The sequence below is a fragment of the Bradyrhizobium sp. UFLA05-112 genome, assembly GCF_053572325.1.
This window is the reverse complement of record NZ_JBANBK010000003.1, coordinates 136,158-155,854: the sequence shown is the minus strand read 5'-3', so window position 1 is coordinate 155,854 and position 19,697 is coordinate 136,158. Positions and strand designations below refer to the sequence as shown.

The following is a 19,697-nucleotide window of genomic DNA, read 5'->3' as shown; positions in this document are numbered from 1 at the left end:
CCTCGCTTACTCCCGTGGCGTGCGGTTGCTGCGTGCAGGCTCGTCGTAGCCTTTGCGACGGCTGTAGAACATCAGCGCGATCAGGCCGCAGCCCGAGACCAGTATGAAGATCGCGGCGACTCCCAGGATGATGTTGCCGTAGAGCGGCATGGGCGTCGCCTGCCACACAGCGACGCAATACCAGGTGGCCACAATGAGAAGGACGGCCAGCACGGCCGCAAGGAGCCATTGGTTCTTCGTGTGCATGGTGTCCTCCATCGTCTGGTTGAGAGCCCGAATCGTCGTCATGACAAACCCGCCGCCGAAGGACTGCGTCGGTTTGCGACGGCTCTAGCGCCACCGCCATCCGCATTGACGACGACCGCGATGCCACCAGCAGACCCAGCGGCGCCTGCGCCGCTGCGGCGGTGGCGGCGGTCGCCCCCAACCGGGTCCGGGTCCCCAACCGGGGCCAGTTCCAGGTCCCCAGCCGGGTCCAGGTCCCCATTGCGCTTGCGTCACGAGATCGGATGGCGTCCCGGCCTGCCCGAGATCGGGGGCGATCGGCATGGCTTCCGCGGTCTCGATCAAGCGAACGCCGATGGCGCCGATTGCTACGGCGGCAACGGCATTCTGGGCAAAGCCGAGGAAAGCACGGCGAGTGGGAACGTTCATCATCTTCTCCTCTCTTGTCACGCAGTCCGCCGCACGGACTGCAGCGCGTAGAGCAGCCACGCCAGGCCGTGCGAAATGAGGTCGACCCCCAGCAGGAATCCGAGGGCCCAGATGCTGATGTCGGGGAATCCGAGCAGGATCACGAGACCTGCGAGCGTTGCAAAGGCGCCGGAGATGAGCATCATCCATCCGTTCTGCCGCCAATGCGCGAAACTCAGCACGCAGCGAATGGCGCCCGAGGCGAACAGTATCGCGCCGAGGAAGTAGGTCAGGATGAGAGCGCCTGACACAGGCTGGCCGAGCAGCAGGAAACCGAGCCCCAGATAGAGCCCGCCAAGCAGAACCTGCCACAGGAAGCCGCCCCATCCTTTGGTCCAGAAGGCGTGCATGATCTCGAACGCGCCGGCCGCGATCGCGATCACGCCGATCAGCTTGACGCTGATGAGAGTTGCAAACACGACGTCGCCGAGAGCAAAGAGGCCGGCGGCGATCAGCACGATGCCAAGAAGCGCGCAGACCCAGAACGGGGGCGGAACGAGCCCCTCGATCTCGGTTCGGCTGTCATAGGCTGTCATGCCATTCTCCTCATCGGCAATGGCTCGATCGACACGCCTGAATGCTAGCTTGGAACCCGCAACGCCGACATCCGACGAAACCCTGAGCAGTGGCGCGGGAATATTCCCATTGGCATGAATGTCGGCGCTGCGCTCACGCGAGAGGCGCGGCGGATCGCTATCGCCGTCCCCTCGGCCCCAGCGTCAGATTCGTGACGCCGGCTGCAAGATTGAGCCCGATCGATCGCTCGATGGAGAGCGGCTGTAGCATGACGCTGCGTCGTGAGCCGCCGATCAGGACATTGGCGCCGAGGCCGGGCCCCAGAGCGAAATTACCACTCGCGCCCACATAGTTGCCGCGCAAGGTGCCGGGGCCGATGCGCGAATTCTTCGCGAGCACGGCCCAGGAGAGGGTGCCTGCGCTCGTCACGCCGATATCAAGGCCAACGCGGCGGATCCGCCCCTCATAGATGTACTGCCGGGCCGGGTTTCGCGCATAGAATACACAGCGCAGCGTCTGCGCCGATCCGAGCACCAGCCCGACGCGCGGGTTGCTGAAACACAGGAGCCGGCCGACCCTGAAGGTCTCGGCGCACGCGGGCAGGGTGAATGTGGACAGCAGCGCCGATGCGCCGATCACTGCAACGATCCGTGTCATTCGCATGTCACGCCTCCATGTGCGTCTTGGTGTCGGCGGCCGCGGCTCCCGGCCGCCGGTCCTGGCGAAGCCAGAAGGTAAGACCAAGGCCGATGAGGAGCATGGCGCCCAGCAGAAAGAAGAGGAACGACTGCTTCAGCCAGGATATCGCCGGAACGGCCAAGCCCATCGCAAGGCCGAGGAAGGCAATTTGCAGCGACAGAAGACTGACGCCCGCCAGGAACGTTCCGAGCGCGAGCAAAGTCAGAAGAACAAGGCCGGTTGCCGGTGTCGGAAGCAACTGCTGCACGCCCGACACCAGGATGATGTTCATCGTAATCAGGACGGCGACCCAGTGCAGCGCCTGTGTCCAGATCAACCGCAACTTGGCTTCCTTAGCCTCGACCTCCGGCCATTTCGTGATGACGCAGACCACGCCGATGGCGAGTGCCAGGAACTCCCAATAGCCGACCAGGGGCTGGTGCGAGACATTGGTGTAGGCGACGCCCGCAATCGCCAGCACCAGCGCCACGACATAAGGAAGCTGCTGCCACAGGAAATGGGCCATGCTCGAATACGTTGGGTGAGCGTCGCCGCTCTCCGCCTGCTGCGTATCCATCTCGCGCTCAGTGTTGTTCATGGGTCACCCACGCGTGATTTGCCGTTGCCGAGCGTCAGTCTGGGGCCATCGCCGAGGTAGTCCTCGACGTAGAATCGGATGATCGCGACCCGGCCGATGGCAACCAGCGGCATCGCCAGCGCAATGCCCATGACGCCGAACAGCGCGCCCAACAGAACGATCGCGACCAGGGTCCAGGCCGGCGGGATTTCCACGGCGTGGCGCTGGATCAGCGGGCCGATCACATAGCCTTCGACTGATTGGATGATGGTGTAGACCACCATGGCCCAGATCAGCAGTGAGCCGCCGAGAGGCATCGCGACGAGCGCAATCGGAATGGCGGCAACGATCGGCCCGAGATAGGGGATGAAATTCGACAATCCCGCCTGCAGCCCAAGCACGAACGGACCGGGCAGCCCGATGAGGTAAAGCGCGACCCAGACGCACAGCGTCATCAGGATGATGCGGATCAGTTGTCCGACGAACCAGAGCCGCATGACGTTGCCCATCTCGTCCATCACCTCGCGCGTTCGTGCCCGATATGACGGCTTCACCAGCATCACCAGGCTTTCGCGATGGCTGGTGGGATCGAATGCAAAGAGGATTCCGAGGAACAGGATCACGAGCGTGGCGGTCAGTACGCTCGAGGCGCCTCCCAGCACGAACTGGGCGTGGCTGAGGAGCCGGCCCTGATCGGAGAACAGCCATTGCGCGAAATCCCGGCCCCATTCCGGGCCGAGCAGATCGACGCCGTACGACAACAGGTGCTCCTGGAGGATGTCGAGCTGGGCGTCCATCACCTTGAGCAATATGCGCGTCTGCTCCGGCAGCTTGCGTGCGCCCCACACGAGACCAAGTCCCGACAGAGCAGTGAGGAACAGCAGCACGAGCGTCAATCGCCAGGCCCGCTTGAGCGGGAGGGCGGGAGCGAGCGCCCGCGCGGCGGCATCCAGCAAGGCCGCAAACAGCACGCCGGCGAAGACGACGAGGAGGCTCGAAACGGATTGCCACGCCAGGAACAGTGCGACGCATGCGGCAAGCAGAGTGAGTCCAGTCGTGAGCAGGCTGCGCCGGCCGTCGCCTCCGATGGGGTCGGCTTCGTCGCGCCGCACCGCCTCGCGCAGCCTGTCTTGTCCGATCCGGGTGTCGCTCATCGACCGACCAATTCGTGGGATCTCATCCCTTTTTCTAGGTACGAACCCGACGGCTGCCATAGTGTGGATGCTTGCCGCCGCGATGGCGCCAGTAGCGGTGCTTCGTCGGGTTGGTGTTCGTATTGGGTGTGGTGGTGCTGGGCGCGGCTGCGCCTGTTTCTTTCGGCGCGGCCACGCTCTTGGTGTCGGACTGCGCCAGAGAGGGCCACGAAGGTGCGATCGCTGCTGCAAGTCCAAGGATCAGAATACCGCAGAGGGCCCGGGTGTTCATGCTCGCCTCCAATGTACGACCAGCGACTAAGTTCAGATCGAGATAGCTCCGATGGTGAGCGCATAGATACCGGCGCACGCAGCGACCACCAACGCTGCGAATGCGACGGCTTCGAATGGCCTGAAGGTCGGCTCCTTGCGCTCGCGCTTTGCGAGAAAGAATAGCACCGTTCCGGGTGCGTACAGGATGGACGACAGCAGCAGGAACTTGGGACCGCCCGCATAGATCATGCCGGCGGCATAGAGCGTCGCGACGGCCGAGCGGACCCCGTCGACGGTGCGGGCGCGTTCGCCGGCATGGTAAGTTTCGCTTACCGACGCCAGCTTCAGCCCATATGCCGCAACGAAGAAATACGGGATCAGCGTCATCGCACTGGTCATCTTGAGCGCGAGCGTGAAGGCATATTCCGCAAACCAGGTGACGAGCAGGAAAGCCTGGATGACGCAATTGGTGAGCCAGAGCGCGCCCACCGGGACCTGATGCGCGTTCACGTTTGCGAGGAAGGAGGGCATGGTGCGGTTCAGCGCCGCCGAATGCAGGACTTCAGCTGCGAGCAGCGACCATGACAGGTAGTTTCCGAGGATCGAGATCAGCAGCCCGATGCTGATGAAGATGCTGCCCCAGCGCCCGACCATCGCCTCCATCACACCGGCCATCGAAGGCGTCGGAAGCGCCGCCAGTGCCTCGCGAGGCAGCACGCCGTAGGACAGAAGCGTCACGAGGACGAGAAGGCTCAAGACGATCAGGAAGCCGAAAACGGTCGCAACCCCGATATCGGAGCGGTCCCTCGCATAGCGGGAGTACACGCTTGCGCCCTCGATCCCGACGAACACGAAGACGGTGAGCAGCATTGTACCGCGGACCTGCGTGAAGACGTCCGCAAGAGCCGGCTCGTCCGTTCCCCAAAAGCTTTGCGAGAGCCGTTCGGCGTCCACGGCAAAGATCGCCACGGTGATGAACGCCAGGATCGGGACGATCTTGGCGTAGGTTGCGATCGTGTTGAGGGTGGTCGCTCCCTTGATGCCGCGCAGCACCAGGACATGGACGCCCCACAGCAGCACGGATGCCGCCGCGATCGCCGTCGGCGTCGTGCCATCGCCGAACATGGGAAAGAACTGCCCGAGCGTGGCCTTGATCAGGATGAGACAGGTGACGTCGGCAAGACAGCAGCCAATCCAATAGCCGGCGGCGCAAGCAAAGCCGATGTAATCGCCGAATCCGGCCCTGGCGTAAGCATAGATGCCGGCGTCGAGCTCCGGCTTGCGGCGTGCGAGCGCCTGGAACACCAGCGCCAGCATCAGCATGCCGGTACCGGCAATGACCCAGGCGATGATCGCCCCAAGCACGCCCGTGGCGCGACCGAAGGATGCGGGCAATGCGAAGATGCCCGAACCCACCATCGACCCGATCACGAGCGCGGTGAGCGCACTGCGTGACAGCGTTTGAGCGGCCTCGTTCGACGAAGGAGCCATGACAGAGAATGGCCTTCCGATCGGAAATGGGCCTGATACGACAGTCCGCGGGGAATCGCGGGATGGCGGCCGGCCGACAAGCCTGCAACCTTAGAGGCGGTTTTCCCGCCCGCACATCAGGGATTCTCTGTAGAGGGCGATGGCCGTAAATCGGCATCGCCGGCCTCGCGCGGAGCGCCGCCTTCAGGCTTCTGCAACCTGTTGGTCGGAACGCGACGGCGAACCGGCTGCCGCCGCCCGCGCCACGAATACGAAGCTCGACCGAAAGAACTCGCCTGTCTTGGCGAGCTCGGCTGCCAGCCGCCTGGCGTGCTCCAGCGCCGCATCCAGATCGGCGTGCTCGCATCCGGTCAGGTCCGGGAACAAGCCATATCGATCGACGATGTGAAAGAAGTAGCGCATGCGGCTGCATTAAGCTCGCGCGTGGACGGCTTCCAGTGACAAACCCGTAAGGCGCCTCCGCCAAAGGGATGACAAGCGGTCCGGCAGCTTGCGCTCCCGTAAGGTCGAGGCGAGCCTCCCCGGACTAGGGGAATCCTACCTCGGTTCCTCGGGTGATCAGCCGATGTCCGGGACCTGCGCATCGGAATAGCCTGATCTGATCCCGTCGACGCGCGAGAGGAGGAAAGCGATGTCGAACTATGATCAGAATCTGGCGGCCTCAGGCCAGGCCGGCGGCAGCGCGATTGCGATTGACGCCGGACTGCGCGACTACATGTTGCGGATCTACAATCACATGGCCACGGGTGTCGGCGTGACTGCGGTTGCGGCGTGGCTGGCCTACCAGCTGGTTGATCCCGCCTGGCTGCAAAGTCCGGTGATGTGGATCTTCATACTGGCGCCGCTCGCGCTGGTATTCTTTCTGGGATCGCGCATCAATACGCTGTCGGTCTCCACCGCACGGCAGCTTTTCTTTCTCTATGCCGCGCTCGTCGGCATATCGCTCTCGATCCTGCTCCACATCTACACGAGCGCCTCGATCACACGCGTGTTCTTCGTCACCGCAGCGACCTTCGGCGCACTCAGCCTATTCGGATACACGACGCGGCGCGACCTGTCCGGGGTCGGCACCTTCCTGTTCATGGGCCTGATCGGCATCATCATCGCCAGCCTGGTCAACCTCTTCCTGAGGTCGACCGGGCTCGACTGGCTGATCTCGATCGTAGGTGTCGGCGTCTTTGCAGGCCTCACGGCTTACGACACGCAGCGCATCAAGGCGATGTACGACAGCGCGGACGATGAGACGTCGGCAGGCCGGAAGTCCGTTCTCGCCGCGCTGTCGCTCTACCTCAACTTCATCAACCTGTTCATGATGCTGCTGCGCCTTCTCGGCAATCGTCGCTGAAGCGGCGGAAGGCGGCGTCAAGCCGCCGGCCGCTCCGCTGCGCTGGCGAGCGCGTCGCGCAGCATCTTTTCCTTGCTCTCGTCCAGCGATGTCTTCAGCACGACGCCGCCGGCGTCCTTGATCTCCTTGAGCACCTTGTCCGCCGTCATGTGCTTGATCAGGACGAACAAGGCTGCGTTGCCGGTGTGGAGGTTACCGGACAGTTCCTTCATGAAGGCATCGTCGATGCCGAAATCGGACAGCGCGCCGCCGAGCGCGCCCGACGCCGCCCCGACCGCGACACCGAGAATCGGGTTCAGGAACAAGACGCCGATCAGGAGCCCCCAAAAGCTTCCGGTCATCGCTCCCACGGCCGTCGTGTTGACGAGCTGATTGAGCTTGATGCCGCCGGTATCGGTTTTGACGGCGATCACGGCGTCGCTGATGGTGATGAGGTATTCCTTCTGCAATTTGAGGAGCCGCTGACGCACCTCCTCGGCTTTTGCCTCGGTCGGGTACACGATCGCGACGAGATCGGACATCGAAACCTCCTTAAGCTTTAAGCTTTGTCGGCTGGGCGGAATGCTGCTGATGGTGCGCTCCGGCGCGACGGTAGTCCGCGGGCGCTACGCACGGCATCGGAGAAAACCCTGGGCTCAAAGGATGAATGTTCTGATGCGCGAAGGGGCACGCGCGAGGCGATCGGCGTCGTCGCCGGCGAGGAGGGAAATCCTGATCCGCGACTAGGTAATCACCCGATATTCCCTGCAGGTCCGAAAGCGCATGGTCGCAAGCATCGACAATAGCCGATTGGCGAGGACGCTTCCGACTGCGCGAGGCCTCCATGACTACGACGTCATCGATCCAGAAGCTTTCGCTGTTTGCGCTGACTGCGATGGTGGTCGGCTCGATGGTCGGCTCGGGCATCTTCTCGTTGCCGCGGACCTTCGGTATCGCAACCGGTCCGTTCGGAGCCATCTTTGCCTGGTGCATCGCCGGCGGCGGCATGTACACGCTGGCCCGCGTTTTCCAGTCGCTGGCCGAACGCAAGCCCGATCTCGACGCCGGCGTCTATGCCTATGCCAAGGCGGGATTTGGCGACTATCCGGGCTTCCTCTCGGCACTCGGCTACTGGTCCGGGAGCTGCATCGGCAATGTCTCCTACTGGGTGCTGATCAAGTCGACGCTCGGCGCGTTCTTTCCCGTGTTCGGCGATGGCAACACTGTCACCGCGATCATCGTCGCTTCCATCGGCATCTGGCTGTTCCACTTCATGATCTTGCGCGGCGTGCAGCAGGCGACCGCGATCAACACCATCGTCACCATCGCCAAGATCGTGCCGATCCTGGTCTTCATCGCGATCCTGATCTTCGCCTTCAAGGCGGACATGTTCCGCGCCAATTTCTGGGGCGGCGAGGGCATGCCGGACAAGAGCCTGTTCGAGCAGATTCGCGCGACCATGCTGGTCACGGTGTTCGTCTTTCTCGGCATCGAGGGCGCCAGCGTCTATTCGCGCTATGCCAGGGAGCGTTCCCATGTCGGAGCTGCAACGATCCTCGGCTTCGTGATCGTGACGAGCCTGATGGTGTTCGTCACCATGCTGCCCTATGCCGTGCTCCCGCGCGCCGAGATCGCGGATATGCGCCAGCCGTCAATGGCGACGGTGCTGGAGGCGGTCGTCGGGCATTGGGGCGCCGTCTTCGTCAGTATTGGACTCCTGATCTCCGTGTTGGGCGCCTATCTCGCCTGGTCGCTGATCTGCGCCGAAGTGCTCTCTGCCGCCGGCCGGACGCGAGACATGCCGGCGGTGTTCGGCACGGAGAACGCGAACAAGGTGCCGGCCGCGGCGCTGTGGTTGACGAACGTGGTCGTCCAGCTCTTCGTCATTAGCACCTATTGGTCGCGAGACGCCTTTGCATTCATGCTCAATTTGACGAGCGTCATGAACCTCATTCCGTTTTTCCTGGTCGCCGCCTATGGGCTCTTGCTGGTCAGTCGGGGCGAGACCTATGAGAAGCGTCCGGACCAGCGCAGACGCGACATGATCTTCACCGGCATCGCCGTCGTCTACACGCTGTTCCTGATCTATGCGGCCGGGATGAAATACCTGCTGCTGGCCGCCATTCTCTACGCGCCCGGTACGGTTTTGTACTTCTGGGCTCGACTGGAGCAGAAGGCAAAGGTCTTCAAGCCGGTCGAATGGATCATCTTCATCGTGGCTGTGGTCGGCGCTGTGGTCGGGATTCACGGACTGGCCACCGGCTACATCACCATCTAGGCAAGACCCTCTAAGCAAGGCAGTTGCCATGGCAAAGCAAGCTTCGGATTCCTCCACTGCATTCGGCGTGCATTCTGAGGTCGGACAGTTGCGCAAGGTGATGGTCTGCTCGCCGGGCCGCGCCCATCAGCGCCTGACGCCCTCCAATTGCGACACGCTGCTGTTTGACGACGTGCTCTGGGTCGACAACGCCAAGCGCGATCATTTCGATTTCGTGCAGAAGATGCGCGACCGCGGCATCGAAGTGGTCGAGATGCACAACCTGCTCACCGAGACCGTCGCGATCCCCGAGGCCAGGAAATGGATTCTCGACAACCAGGTCGTTCCCAACCAGGTCGGGCCGGATCTCGTCGATGACCTGCGCGCCTATCTGGAAAGCCTCAAGCCGCGTGACCTGGCCGAAACCTTGATCGGCGGTGTTTCCACCTACGATTTTCCGGACGCCCATGGCGGCGAAACGCTGCGGCTCATTCGCGAGGCAGCCGGCATGACCGAGTATCTGCTGCCGCCACTGCCGAATACGCTGTACACGCGCGATACGACCTGCTGGATCTATGGCGGCGTCACCCTCAATTCGCTCTATTGGCCGGCGCGGCATGAAGAGCCGATCCTCGCCACGGCCATCTACAAGTTCCATCCGGATTTTGCGGGCAAGGTCAACGTCTGGTGGGGTGACCCGACCCAGGATCATGGCCTCGCAACGCTGGAAGGCGGCGACGTGATGCCGATCGGCAAGGGCAACGTCCTGATCGGTCTCAGCGAGCGCACCTCGCGGCAGGCGATCAGCCAGCTTGCTGCGGCCTTATTCAAGAAGAAGGCGGCCGAGCGCGTGATCGTGGCCGCAATGCCCAAGCTCCGCGCAGCGATGCATCTCGATACAGTGTTTACCTTCGCCGATCGCGACTGTGTGCTGATCTATCCCGACATCGTCGATACCATCAGGGCGTTCTCGTACCGGCCCGCAAACAACGCCACCGGCATCGAGTTGCGCAAGGACGACAAGCCGTTCGTGCAGGTCATCGCGGAAGCACTGGGCCTGAAGAAGCTGCGCGTCATCGAGACCGGCGGCAGCGCCTATATGCGCGAGCGCACGCAGTGGGACAGCGGTGCCAATCTGGTCTGCGCGTCGCCCGGGGTCGTATTCGCCTACGACCGCAACACCTACGCCAACACTTTGCTGCGCAAGGAGGGGATCGAGGTCATCACCATCGTCGGCGCAGAACTCGGCCGTGGCCGGGGGGGCGGTCACTGCATGACCTGTCCGATCACGCGGGATGCGGTGGACTATTAGGCGGCAGACCTGAGCGCTCGGTGACCGTGGCGGAATAGGTTCCGCCGCCACGTCGAGAGAGGCATCTTCGGAGGCCTTTTAGTATCTGTTGCATTGATGTTGAGCGTCGGCCCGCGGCCGGTTTGGCACGAAATGCACAGTCGTGCGCTTGATCTCACATATTCGGGATTTCAATCCGCACAGGGCTCTACTTGGTAGTGTACCCGGCCCGGGGGTGTATAATCGCGCAAGCCCGAGGGCGCGGGTTCTGATCCAGAGATGATCATCCGGCGTAGCGTCGAGGGGCAGGGAGCGACTCTCGCGTTCGGGAACATTGAAGGCTTGGCATTGAGCTTCGATGCCGAGGTCGCTCAAAAAGTGAGTGCGTACCGTGAAGCTACGTGGCTCTCCCATCTGCGAGTCAAGTCGAGCCGGCGTCGGGGAATGGCTGCCAATCGGTCCGGAGGAACAACTGGCCGACGCGCAGCCGAACGCCAACCTGGTGTCGCTCCAGGAGTGTATCCAGCAGCGGATCGCGTCCGATCTTCACGATTCGACCTGCCAGTATCTGATCGCCGCGAGCCTCGGCCTGATGCGTCTGCGCAGCTGCCTGAATGATCCGGCTGGAGCTGCGCGGCTATGTGACGAGATTGATGCCTCGATCGACGAAGCGCTGCGGGAAATCCGAGCGTTCGCCTATCTGCTGCACCCGCAGAATCTGACCGTCGACGGTCTGAAAGCAACGATTGAACGCTATTCGCGGGGATTTTCCGCGCGGACATCCCTGCACGTCACGACCAGGATTTCGTCGGATATCGATCGCTTGTCGCGAGACAAGCAGCATGCGTTGCTTCGGGTCATCCAGGAGGCCCTCACGAACGTCTTTCGTCATGCGAAGGCGACGGAAGTGAGAATCGCCATCGCCTCGACCGGCAGCCATTTTCAACTGACGGTCAGTGACAACGGGCGAGGATTTCCGGCTGACCGTACGAGATCCGGCACGAGGGCTGTGATGGGCGTCGGCATTCCGGCCATGCGGGCCAGATTGCAGCAGATTGGAGGCACTCTGCATTTCCAGTCCGACTCGGCGGCGCGACATTCCGGCACCACATTGCTGGCGGTGTTGCCGCGCGATTTCGTCGCAAGCAAACGCAACAGGAAGACCACAACAGTGGCGAGGGTCCACGCAGGCACATCGTGAAGGAAGAAAACTGATCACCGGTGGTGGCCGAAATCATCTCTCGCGCCTGGCGTCTGGGGCAGCCACCGTGTCAAGAAAATGGAGTGCGCTGCCATGAAGCGGTTTCTCATTGCAGATGATCACGAGGCCGTGCGGTCGGGCTTGCGAGCCGTGCTCGAGCAGCGGGCGGATTGGGAGGTGGTCGCTGAAGCCAATGACGGCAGCAAGGCTGTTGCCGCTGCGATCGCCAACCAGCCCCACGTCGCCATCGTCGATTTTTCCATGCCGCGCATGACGGGGGTGGAAGTCGCGCGGCGGATCAGGGAATACCCGCTTCAGACCGAGGTGCTGATCTTCACGGTGCACAATTCCAGCCTGCTCGCGCAGGAGGCGTTCCAGGCAGGTGCGCGCGCCTTCCTGCTGAAGTCCGACGCCAACAAGCTGCTGCTGGCGGCGGTCGAGGCGCTCCTGGCGCACAAGCCGTTCTGTAGCAGGAGCTGTCAGAACGAACTGGATCGCGGCGTGGCCCCCGGCATGGACAGCAGGCAGGCGCTCACCCCGCGTGAGCAGCTCGTCGTCAAGCTGGTTGCGGAGGGCTACAGCAACAAAGGCATCAGCTCCATCCTGGACCTCAGCGTCAAGACGACGGAGGCGCACCGGGCGGCGGCGATGCGCAAGCTCGATGTGAATTCGACGGCCGGACTGGTCCGTTACGCGGTGCGGGCCGGGCTGATCGAGGTATGAGGCCTTTGAGTACAATCGCCGAGGGATTTCAGGGTTTTGTGGGATAACCCGCTGGACCCCGACCGGTATGATCGCTCGATGTTTCTGCCGGTCGCCTCCATCGATCGCCCGATGGGCTCGCGGGCCGGCATACGGGAACGACGTCGTGAAGCGCATCGTGATTGCGGATGATCATGAAGTCGTGCGCTCCGGGCTGCGGGCGATCGTCGAAACCCGCTCCAACTGGATCGTCAGCGGGGAGGCCACCAATGGCGAGCAGGCGGTCGCGTTGGCGTTGGAGACACGGCCCGATATCGTGATCGTCGACTATTCGATGCCGCTCATGAACGGGCTGGAGGTCAGCCGTCGTCTCAAGGCGCTGCATGTGCGCACGGAAGTGCTGATCCTGACGATGCACGAGAATGAGGAGCTGCTGACCGAGGCCATCCTGGCGGGAGTCCGTGGGTTCCTGTTCAAATCGGACGCCAGGAACCACCTGATTTCCGCCATCGAGGCGCTGCTCGACGGCCGACCTTACTTCACCAGCCTGCTGCTGGAGAAGCTGCTCCACGACTACCAGCTCAACAAGCAGAACAAGTCGGCCATGCTGCTCACCTCGCGCGAGCAGAGCGTGGTTCAGCTCATTGCTGAAGGACATACCAACAGGTCCATCAGCACCATCCTGAAGCTGAGCGTGAAGACCGTCGAGACGCACCGCGCCTCGGCGATGCGCAAGCTCGGAATGTCGTCGACGGCTGAGCTGGTTCGCTATGCCATTCGCAAGAGACTGGTGGCGCCGTGAAGGGTCGCTTGGGGAGGGCCGTATCTCGGTGATGGGCCCCGACGCAGCGCGATCAGCAGCCTCGACAGATCGCCAGCTTGCCGTCGAGGTCGCTCTCTTCGCGTGTGGGCCGAAGGTCGCTCGCAAGAGACGGATCCTCGCTCCGTGTTACCTGCCGCTCGGCGGGCAGAGGTGCATAGTCCAAAAGGCGCGAGTTGGACGTCAGGGTCGGGGGGACCGCCGGATTGGCTGGCGCCGCCAATCCTCCGCCGTGCGCGCTGCCTTTTGCATACGCTGCGGCCGCCGCAACCAGAATAAGGATTACTACTGCGACATGCACTGTGGCTGCTCTCTGCATGTTAGCCTCCGTTCAACTTGCCCGGCGTCGACTACGGCGTCGCGCAAATTATCCATCTGACAGTTTGACGCGGGTAGACAAATCGGTGTGAGTCGCAGCCGTCGTCGATGAATTTTCGTTAAGGCTGGCGGCAAGCGTCGTGACGCGCGAGATTGGAGAGCAAGGTTGGAGATGACCGCTCGTGTGCTGCTCAGCCTGTGATCGTCCAGGCACGGCGGTTGGCGGCAAAGATTTCACCGATCTGGTCCTCCGTGATGATCAGAGCGCCCCTCATGACTCGCTCACCGATCGGCCGCCGTTTCAGCGAGAAGCCAATCCCGAAAGACGACGAGGGGCGGGTGGAGCGTTCGTTCAGACGGCCACACCAGATAGTATCGTTCAGAGCTCTCCATTGGCAGGTTGAGTGCGCGCACGAGGCGACCGCTTGCCAGCTCGTCCTGAATCAGGAATGTGGGAAGAAGCGCAACGCCGACGCCGACCATCGCCGCCTGGGCAACCGTGGCAAACTGATCGAAATACATCGTCTGGGCTGACGCGCCTGCAACGCCCTGCGCAAGGAACCATTGGTCCCATGCGTTCGGGCGCGTCGAGATGCTGAGCAGCAATGCCTTCCTGATGTCGCCCGCCGTGCGAAAGTGGAATTGCTTCCTGAGCTCTGGACTGCAGGCGGGAACGACTTCCTCCGAGCGCAGCAGGATCATCTCGGCGCCCGGCCAGTTCGGTGATCCGAAATGGATCGCTGCATCCAGCGGCTCGGAACGAAAATCGAAGTAGGACAGGCGCGTTGCAAGATTGACGGTGACGCCCGGATTCTGCGCCAGAAATCTTGGAAGGCGTGGCGCCAGCCAGCGCGTGCCGAACGTCGGCAGGATCGCCAGATTGAGCGTGCCGCCCCTCGGATTGGCCCGCAGGTTAAACGAGGCGGTGCTGATCTTCCGCAGCGCGTCGCGAATCTCGCGCGCATAGGCTTCGCCGGCGGGCGTCAGCCGAATGGTCTGGCGCGCGCGGACGAAGAGTTCGACATCGAGCTGCTCTTCTAGCGACTTGATCTGCCGGCTGACGGCTCCCTGGGTCAGGCTGAGCTCTTTGGCTGCCAGCGTCACGCTGCCGGTGCGCGCCGCCGCTTCAAACGCGGCGAGGAGGGCGGTTGACGGCAGGAAGCGGCGGGTCGGCTGCATCTTATTCCAGAATGGAATGATCTATTGAATAATTGTCGTTTCCGGGCGTTGAAAAGGCAAGAATACTTCGAATACTTCATGCTAATTTCGCATGACTATTGTGGCAGTCCCGGCCGGTTCCCGACTGCGGCCTGACGAGAATTAGCCATTGACCAGCGTGCCACTTCAGTTCGATCAAAGAGCCGGCGCGCTCACAGCCAGACGCAACGGCCGCGCCATTCAATTCAACGTCGACTTCGGAAAGCCTGTCATGTCCGTCATATCAGCCCCTCAGACACAAGCTCACACCGCCGATCTTGCCACTGAGGTCGACAGGCTCCTCACCGACCTCGGCGTGAGCCGCGTGAGCTTCACGGAAGGCACGCTCGCCGTGCAGACGCCGATCACCGGCAGGATCGTCGGGAAGGTCAGGGAAGTCAGCGCCGCCGATGCCGCCGCGCTGATTGCGAAGGCGCATGCGGCTTTCCAGGTCTGGCGGCTCGTGCCGGCACCGAAGCGCGGCGAGCTGGTCCGGCTGTTTGGCGAAGAGCTGCGTGCCAACAAGCAGGCTTTGGGCCGACTGGTGTCGATCGAGGTCGGCAAGATCGTGTCCGAGGGCCTCGGCGAGGTCCAGGAGATGATCGACATCTGCGACTTCGCCGTCGGGCTGTCCCGCCAGCTCTATGGCCTGACCATCGCCACCGAGCGCGGCGAGCACCGGATGATGGAGAGCTGGCATCCGCTTGGCGTGACCGGCATCATCTCCGCCTTCAATTTCCCGGTCGCGGTCTGGGCATGGAACGCGGCGCTGGCACTCGTCTGCGGCAACAGCATCGTGTGGAAGCCGTCCGAGAAAACCCCGCTGACGGCGCTGGCGACGCAGGCGCTGTTCGACCGCGCGCTGACGCGGTTTGCGACGGAAGGCGGAAGCGCGCCTGCAGGACTTGCGGCGCTGCTGATTGGCGGCCGCGACCTCGGCGAGCTGCTTGTCGATCATGCGAAGGTCCCGCTGGTGTCGGCTACGGGCTCGACCGCGATGGGCCGCGCCGTGGGACCGCGGCTCGCCAAGCGCTTCGCGCGCGCAATCCTCGAGCTCGGCGGCAACAATGCGGCGATCGTCGCGCCGACGGCCGACCTCGACCTGACGCTGCGCGGCATTGCCTTTGCTGCGATGGGAACTGCCGGCCAGCGGTGCACGACGCTTCGGCGTCTCTTTGTCCATGAGAGCGTGTATGACAGCTTCGTTCCGCGGCTGAAGCGGGCCTACGCATCTGTTTCCGTCGACAGTCCCCTGGAAGCCGGCACGCTGGTTGGTCCGTTGATCGACGGCACGGCCTATCGTGCGATGCAGGGCGCGCTCGAGGCCGCGAAGGCTGCGGGGGCCGCCATTCACGGCGGCGAGCGAGTTGCCGTCGAGGGAGCCACGGATGCGCATTACGTTCGTCCCGCGCTGGTCGAGATTGCTGCGCAGACGGGGCCAGTCGAGCAGGAGACCTTCGCGCCGATCCTCTACGTGATGAAATACAGCGATCTGAATTCCGTGCTCGAACTGCACAATGCCGTTCCGCAAGGGCTCTCCTCGTCGATCTTCACCAACGACCTGCGCGAAGCCGAGACGTTCCTGTCGGCGCGCGGCTCCGATTGCGGGATCGCCAACGTCAACATCGGTCCGTCCGGAGCGGAGATCGGCGGCGCCTTTGGCGGTGAGAAAGAAACCGGCGGTGGACGCGAGTCCGGGTCCGATGCATGGAAGGCCTATATGCGCCGGGCCACGAACACCATCAATTATGGCCGGACACTCCCGCTGGCCCAGGGCGTCAAGTTCGACGTGGTGTGAGACCTGATGCAGGATGATCCCCGATCGCACGGTCTTTGGGCGCTGACGGCCCCGGCTGCGCCCGAGACCAGGCCGCTCGTGGGCGAGCTGGACGTCGACGTCGTCGTCATCGGCGGAGGATATACCGGCATTTCATCCGCGCTTCATCTCGCCGAGCAAGGCGCGCGCGTCGCCGTGCTCGAAGCCTCGGAAATCGGATTCGGCGGATCGGGGCGCAATGTCGGTCTCGTCAATGCGGGCATGTGGGTCATGCCTGACATTCTCACCGCGACGCTGGGGCAGACCTTTGGCGAGCGCCTGATCGATCTCCTCGGTCACGGACCGCAGAAGGTGTTCGATCTCATCGAAAAGCACGGCATCGATTGCGAGCCGGAGCGCGCGGGCACGCTGCACTGCGCCGTGGGAAGCAAGGGCCTTTTGGAGATCAAGGCCCGCGCGGAGCAATGGCAGCGGCGCGGTGCGCCCGTCGAGGTGCTCAACCCCGAGGAGACGCGTGCCAAGATCGGCGGCGGCGACTACGCAGGCGCGCTGCTGGACAAGCGCGCCGGCACCATTCAGCCGCTCGCCTATGTCCGCGGCCTGGCGCGTGTCGCGCTCGGTGCGGGCGCGAAGATATTCACCCAAAGTCCCGTTCTCGCTGCGAAGGACGGCTCGCGATGGACGATCGAAACGAAATCAGGATCGGTCCGCGCGGATTGGGTGATCGTGGCCACCGATGCCTACGCGCAGGGACCGTGGTCGCAGGTTCGGCAGGAGCAGGTTCATCTGCCCTACTTCAATTTCGCGACCGAGCCCCTGTCGGATAATCTGAAGGCGTCGATCCTGCCGGGACGGCAGGGCGCCTGGGACACCAAGCAGGTGCTCTCCTCGTTCCGCTTCGACCGCGCGGGCCGGCTGGTGTTTGGCAGCGTCGGTGCGCTCGAGGGCAGGGGTGCCGCCATCCACCGAGCGTGGGCCATTCGTTCGCTGCGAAAATTGTTTCCGCAGCTTGCCGAAATCAGGTTCGAGGCCGGCTGGTTCGGCATGATCGGCATGACCTCGGACAATCTGCCGCGCTTTCACAAGCTCGACCGCAACGTCATTGCCTTCAGCGGCTACAACGGTCGGGGCATCGCGCCGGGCACGGTGTTTGGCGGTGTGCTGGCATCCTATGTGCTTGGCCACGTCACGGAAAAAGATCTTCCGCTGCCGGTCGCATCTGGCGAGGAGCCGCGTTTCCGCCTCGCGCAGGAGGCTCTGTATCGCGCTGGATCCCAGCTCGTTCATCTGACCGAAGCGCGGCTCTAAAGCGCGATGAGATTGGGATGAATCGTCATTGCGCTTTAGGTTGTTAGCATGATCTGCGTGCAAACGCGTTCCGCGTTTGTCGCGAGGGAAAACCGCTTCACACTTTTCCAGATCATGCTTTAAGCCGTCGAACCATGAAAGAGGATGCCTTGCTGCGCTACTATACCGCCGCCGAGGTCGAGGCCGGCCTCGACTATGCCAGACTGATCGACGCGCTGGCCGAATCCTTTCGGCGTGGCGGCGAGGCGATGCCGGTTCGGCAGAGCTACGACGTCGGAACCTCCGACGCGCCCGGTCATCTCCTGACCATGCCGGCCTGGGAGCGCGGGAAGGCGCTTGGGGTCAAGCTCGTGACGGTATTCCCTGCGAACACGTCCTGCGGCCTGGGCGCGGTGTCGTCGCTCTACACGCTATTCGACGGCGCGACCGGTCAGCCGCGTGCGCTGATCGATGGCGAGGCACTGACCAATCGGCGGACCGTCGCAGCTTCCGCGCTTGCCTCGCGCTATCTCTCGCGCCCGAACAGCAAGACTCTGCTGGTCATTGGCACGGGTCGCATCGCGGCCTGCCTGCCCGCTGCGCATCGTGCCGCGCGGCCGATCGAGCGCGTGCTCGTTTGGGGCCGCAATCCGCAGCGCGCGCAGGGCTTTGCTGGCGATATCTCTGGCCAAGGGTTCACCACCGAGGCGGTTGCCGACCTGCCGGCGGCGTTGGCCGAGGCGGATATCGTCAGTTGCGCGACGACATCGGTCGAGCCCATCGTCCTCGGCCGACAGTTGAGGCCAGGCACGCATCTCGATCTCGTCGGCGCATTCACCCGCAACATGCGCGAGAGCGACGACGAGGCCGTCTGCCGCAGCCGCGTCTTCGTCGATACCTATGGCGGCGCGCTCGCGGAAGCCGGCGACCTGCTCCAGCCGATCGCGGCCGGACGTTGGGACGCCGCCAGGATCTGTGGTGATCTGCATGAGTTGACCAGTGGCGCGCGGCCCGGTCGTCTGGAGGAGAGCGAGATCACGCTGTTCAAGTCAGTCGGGGCGGCGTCCGAGGATCTCGCGGCGGCCTCGCTCCTCGTCGGCGGATGGGAGTCCGGAATTCGCGCCTGACCGGTTCAGCGATCGGCGGTCAATTGCTGGCGATAGCGCTCGGCGTCCCAATTCAGTAATGCATGCTCGTTCTCCGCCGAGAGATAGCGGACCTCTGCTGTCAGAGGCACACGGCAGGTCACCAGTCCGAGACAGGTCAGCATGGCCTCGGCGCCATCGCTTGCATCCTTGCGAATGATGCAGCCGAGGCCGGGAACGAGGAGCGCAACCGGAGGCGGATGCCGGTCCGCCTGGCCTCGCGACGTCCGGATGCGCAGATCCTCGCCATGGTCCAGCACTGGCAGGCCGGGACCGAGAAAGACGACATGGTCCGGATACAGCGAGCCGCTGGTTGCAATGGCCCGGCTGAAGCGGTCGATCGCGACGCCGTGGCAGAGCGGGTCTTTCGGCGAATGATAGTCCGTGCCGGCGCAGATTGAGCGCAGTGCCTCATCATCGGCGGGTATTGCGCTGCGCGGGGTGAGTGCGAGCCGTCTCTCCACCTCATCCACCAGCGCTTCCGCGGCCCCACAGCTTTCGGCGCCGACGACCAGCCCGTGGTTGCCGAGGATCAGGATATCTACTGCATCCTCCGCCAGAACATCATTGACGGCCTTTGCCAGCGGAAGTCCCGGATGATGGTAGTCGAGCCAGCGCCATGCCAATCCGTCGAGGCGCCTGGCAAGCTCCTCGCGTGCGTCGGACCGCACCGCCCAGGCGATCGTGTTGACCGAATGGACGTGCAACACGACCGGATGCGGCATGAGCGCGTGGAGCGAGGTCTCGATCGAGGCGCGCAGCGTCGTGTTCGCGTCGGGGGCAAGAGGCACCTTTTCGTCGCCTTGCATGAGCGCGGCGCGCGCTGCGCCGAGCGACACCGGCACGAAGATGTCCTTGGCTTCCGCATCCGCAAGCCAGGTGCCGGATGCCTTCACCCAGAGCACGTCACCATCCTTGATCGAGGAGTTGCCGCCGGCGCCCTGCACCAGCAGGATGTTGCGGCCGACGCGGGCCGACATATCGCGGAGTTCATCGAGTTGCGCAGGCGCACGCATC

Annotated in this window: 21 protein-coding genes; 9 read left to right on the top strand and 12 right to left on the bottom strand. The window is 63.4% G+C overall.

Annotation, left to right across the window (positions count from 1 at the left end; genetic code table 11):
• Positions 1-6: 6 nt before the first annotated feature.
• From SO180_RS03210 to SO180_RS03170, 9 genes are all read right to left on the bottom strand, one after another.
• Positions 7-288, bottom strand: coding sequence for a hypothetical protein (locus tag SO180_RS03210; protein WP_449377364.1), 282 nt, complete (start codon positions 286-288; stop codon positions 7-9).
• 42 nt (positions 289-330) lie between these two features.
• A complete protein-coding gene (locus SO180_RS03205; protein WP_449377363.1) occupies positions 331-654 on the bottom strand; it encodes a twin-arginine translocation signal domain-containing protein in 324 nt (107 codons plus the stop codon).
• A gap of 17 nt (positions 655-671) precedes the next feature.
• The gene (locus SO180_RS03200; protein WP_449377362.1) at positions 672-1,229 is read right to left on the bottom strand and encodes an HdeD family acid-resistance protein; all 558 of its coding nucleotides are present in this window, start codon (positions 1,227-1,229) and stop codon (positions 672-674) included.
• A gap of 157 nt (positions 1,230-1,386) precedes the next feature.
• Positions 1,387-1,872 (bottom strand): DUF992 domain-containing protein, encoded by a 486-nt coding sequence (locus SO180_RS03195; RefSeq protein ID WP_449377361.1) that lies wholly within the window; start codon positions 1,870-1,872, stop codon positions 1,387-1,389.
• A 1-nt stretch (position 1,873) separates the two neighbouring features.
• Positions 1,874-2,464, bottom strand: a complete 591-nt coding sequence (locus SO180_RS03190; protein ID WP_449377425.1) for a hypothetical protein — start codon at positions 2,462-2,464, stop codon at positions 1,874-1,876.
• Positions 2,465-2,481: 17 nt separating this feature from the next.
• Positions 2,482-3,618 (bottom strand): AI-2E family transporter, encoded by a 1,137-nt coding sequence (locus SO180_RS03185; RefSeq protein ID WP_449377360.1) that lies wholly within the window; start codon positions 3,616-3,618, stop codon positions 2,482-2,484.
• A gap of 34 nt (positions 3,619-3,652) precedes the next feature.
• Positions 3,653-3,889: a hypothetical protein gene (locus SO180_RS03180; protein ID WP_449377359.1), complete on the bottom strand. Its 237-nt coding sequence runs from the start codon at positions 3,887-3,889 to the stop codon at positions 3,653-3,655.
• 32 nt (positions 3,890-3,921) lie between these two features.
• Entirely contained in the window at positions 3,922-5,361 is a 1,440-nt protein-coding gene (locus tag SO180_RS03175; protein WP_449377358.1) for a basic amino acid/polyamine antiporter, read from the bottom strand.
• Between the two features lie 183 nt (positions 5,362-5,544).
• The gene (locus SO180_RS03170) at positions 5,545-5,763 is read right to left on the bottom strand and encodes a DUF6894 family protein (RefSeq protein WP_449377357.1); all 219 of its coding nucleotides are present in this window, start codon (positions 5,761-5,763) and stop codon (positions 5,545-5,547) included.
• Between the two features lie 229 nt (positions 5,764-5,992).
• Here SO180_RS03170 and SO180_RS03165 point away from each other — a divergent pair, with 229 nt between their 5' ends.
• Complete coding sequence (locus SO180_RS03165; RefSeq protein WP_449377356.1) at positions 5,993-6,706, top strand: Bax inhibitor-1/YccA family protein; 714 nt, start codon at positions 5,993-5,995, stop codon at positions 6,704-6,706.
• Between the two features lie 17 nt (positions 6,707-6,723).
• Here SO180_RS03165 and SO180_RS03160 read toward each other — a convergent pair whose 3' ends face one another.
• On the bottom strand, positions 6,724-7,227 hold the full coding sequence (locus tag SO180_RS03160; RefSeq protein WP_254113161.1) for a DUF1269 domain-containing protein: 504 nt from the start codon (positions 7,225-7,227) through the stop codon (positions 6,724-6,726).
• A 302-nt stretch (positions 7,228-7,529) separates the two neighbouring features.
• On the opposite strand from SO180_RS03160, the gene SO180_RS03155 reads away from it, so the two are divergent.
• The 5 genes from SO180_RS03155 to SO180_RS03135 all read left to right on the top strand — a co-directional run bounded on the left by SO180_RS03155 (position 7,530) and on the right by SO180_RS03135 (position 12,938).
• The gene (locus SO180_RS03155; RefSeq protein ID WP_449377355.1) at positions 7,530-8,963 is read left to right on the top strand and encodes a basic amino acid/polyamine antiporter; all 1,434 of its coding nucleotides are present in this window, start codon (positions 7,530-7,532) and stop codon (positions 8,961-8,963) included.
• Between the two features lie 28 nt (positions 8,964-8,991).
• The gene (gene arcA, locus SO180_RS03150) at positions 8,992-10,254 is read left to right on the top strand and encodes an arginine deiminase (RefSeq protein ID WP_449377354.1); all 1,263 of its coding nucleotides are present in this window, start codon (positions 8,992-8,994) and stop codon (positions 10,252-10,254) included.
• Between the two features lie 370 nt (positions 10,255-10,624).
• Complete coding sequence (locus tag SO180_RS03145; RefSeq protein ID WP_449377353.1) at positions 10,625-11,434, top strand: sensor histidine kinase; 810 nt, start codon at positions 10,625-10,627, stop codon at positions 11,432-11,434.
• A gap of 93 nt (positions 11,435-11,527) precedes the next feature.
• Positions 11,528-12,157: a response regulator transcription factor gene (locus SO180_RS03140; protein ID WP_449377352.1), complete on the top strand. Its 630-nt coding sequence runs from the start codon at positions 11,528-11,530 to the stop codon at positions 12,155-12,157.
• A gap of 145 nt (positions 12,158-12,302) precedes the next feature.
• Positions 12,303-12,938, top strand: coding sequence for a response regulator transcription factor (locus SO180_RS03135; RefSeq protein ID WP_027521051.1), 636 nt, complete (start codon positions 12,303-12,305; stop codon positions 12,936-12,938).
• A gap of 618 nt (positions 12,939-13,556) precedes the next feature.
• On the opposite strand, the gene SO180_RS03130 is transcribed toward SO180_RS03135, so the two are convergent.
• Positions 13,557-14,453: a LysR family transcriptional regulator gene (locus SO180_RS03130; protein WP_449377351.1), complete on the bottom strand. Its 897-nt coding sequence runs from the start codon at positions 14,451-14,453 to the stop codon at positions 13,557-13,559.
• 250 nt (positions 14,454-14,703) lie between these two features.
• On the opposite strand from SO180_RS03130, the gene amaB reads away from it, so the two are divergent.
• The 3 genes from amaB to lhpI all read left to right on the top strand — a co-directional run bounded on the left by amaB (position 14,704) and on the right by lhpI (position 18,662).
• Positions 14,704-16,269 (top strand): L-piperidine-6-carboxylate dehydrogenase, encoded by a 1,566-nt coding sequence (gene amaB / locus SO180_RS03125; protein WP_449377350.1) that lies wholly within the window; start codon positions 14,704-14,706, stop codon positions 16,267-16,269.
• Between the two features lie 6 nt (positions 16,270-16,275).
• The gene (locus SO180_RS03120; protein ID WP_449377349.1) at positions 16,276-17,556 is read left to right on the top strand and encodes an NAD(P)/FAD-dependent oxidoreductase; all 1,281 of its coding nucleotides are present in this window, start codon (positions 16,276-16,278) and stop codon (positions 17,554-17,556) included.
• A gap of 134 nt (positions 17,557-17,690) precedes the next feature.
• Complete coding sequence (gene lhpI, locus SO180_RS03115) at positions 17,691-18,662, top strand: bifunctional Delta(1)-pyrroline-2-carboxylate/Delta(1)-piperideine-2-carboxylate reductase (protein WP_449377348.1); 972 nt, start codon at positions 17,691-17,693, stop codon at positions 18,660-18,662.
• Between the two features lie 5 nt (positions 18,663-18,667).
• On the opposite strand, the gene SO180_RS03110 is transcribed toward lhpI, so the two are convergent.
• Positions 18,668-19,696 carry a class II aldolase/adducin family protein gene (locus tag SO180_RS03110; protein WP_449377347.1) on the bottom strand — a complete coding sequence of 343 codons (1,029 nt, stop codon included), beginning with the start codon at positions 19,694-19,696 and terminating at the stop codon, positions 18,668-18,670.
• Between the last annotated feature and the right edge of the window lies 1 nt (position 19,697).

Excerpts from the sequence above, each read along its gene's own strand:
- SO180_RS03210 (WP_449377364.1), bottom strand. The coding sequence starts at position 288 with ATGACGACGATTCGGGCTCTCAACCAGACGATGGAGGACACCATGCAC.
- SO180_RS03205 (WP_449377363.1), bottom strand. The coding sequence starts at position 654 with ATGAACGTTCCCACTCGCCGTGCTTTCCTCGGCTTTGCCCAGAATGCC.
- SO180_RS03200 (WP_449377362.1), bottom strand. The coding sequence starts at position 1,229 with ATGACAGCCTATGACAGCCGAACCGAGATCGAGGGGCTCGTTCCGCCC.
- SO180_RS03195 (WP_449377361.1), bottom strand. The coding sequence starts at position 1,872 with ATGCGAATGACACGGATCGTTGCAGTGATCGGCGCATCGGCGCTGCTG.
- SO180_RS03190 (WP_449377425.1), bottom strand. The coding sequence starts at position 2,464 with ATGGATACGCAGCAGGCGGAGAGCGGCGACGCTCACCCAACGTATTCG.
- SO180_RS03185 (WP_449377360.1), bottom strand. The coding sequence starts at position 3,618 with ATGAGCGACACCCGGATCGGACAAGACAGGCTGCGCGAGGCGGTGCGG.
- SO180_RS03180 (WP_449377359.1), bottom strand. The coding sequence starts at position 3,889 with ATGAACACCCGGGCCCTCTGCGGTATTCTGATCCTTGGACTTGCAGCA.
- SO180_RS03175 (WP_449377358.1), bottom strand. The coding sequence starts at position 5,361 with ATGGCTCCTTCGTCGAACGAGGCCGCTCAAACGCTGTCACGCAGTGCG.
- SO180_RS03170 (WP_449377357.1), bottom strand. The coding sequence starts at position 5,763 with ATGCGCTACTTCTTTCACATCGTCGATCGATATGGCTTGTTCCCGGAC.
- SO180_RS03165 (WP_449377356.1), top strand. The coding sequence starts at position 5,993 with ATGTCGAACTATGATCAGAATCTGGCGGCCTCAGGCCAGGCCGGCGGC.
- SO180_RS03160 (WP_254113161.1), bottom strand. The coding sequence starts at position 7,227 with ATGTCCGATCTCGTCGCGATCGTGTACCCGACCGAGGCAAAAGCCGAG.
- SO180_RS03155 (WP_449377355.1), top strand. The coding sequence starts at position 7,530 with ATGACTACGACGTCATCGATCCAGAAGCTTTCGCTGTTTGCGCTGACT.
- arcA (WP_449377354.1), top strand. The coding sequence starts at position 8,992 with ATGGCAAAGCAAGCTTCGGATTCCTCCACTGCATTCGGCGTGCATTCT.
- SO180_RS03140 (WP_449377352.1), top strand. The coding sequence starts at position 11,528 with ATGAAGCGGTTTCTCATTGCAGATGATCACGAGGCCGTGCGGTCGGGC.
- SO180_RS03130 (WP_449377351.1), bottom strand. The coding sequence starts at position 14,453 with ATGCAGCCGACCCGCCGCTTCCTGCCGTCAACCGCCCTCCTCGCCGCG.
- amaB (WP_449377350.1), top strand. The coding sequence starts at position 14,704 with ATGTCCGTCATATCAGCCCCTCAGACACAAGCTCACACCGCCGATCTT.
- SO180_RS03120 (WP_449377349.1), top strand. The coding sequence starts at position 16,276 with ATGCAGGATGATCCCCGATCGCACGGTCTTTGGGCGCTGACGGCCCCG.
- lhpI (WP_449377348.1), top strand. The coding sequence starts at position 17,691 with ATGAAAGAGGATGCCTTGCTGCGCTACTATACCGCCGCCGAGGTCGAG.
- SO180_RS03110 (WP_449377347.1), bottom strand. The coding sequence starts at position 19,696 with ATGCGTGCGCCTGCGCAACTCGATGAACTCCGCGATATGTCGGCCCGC.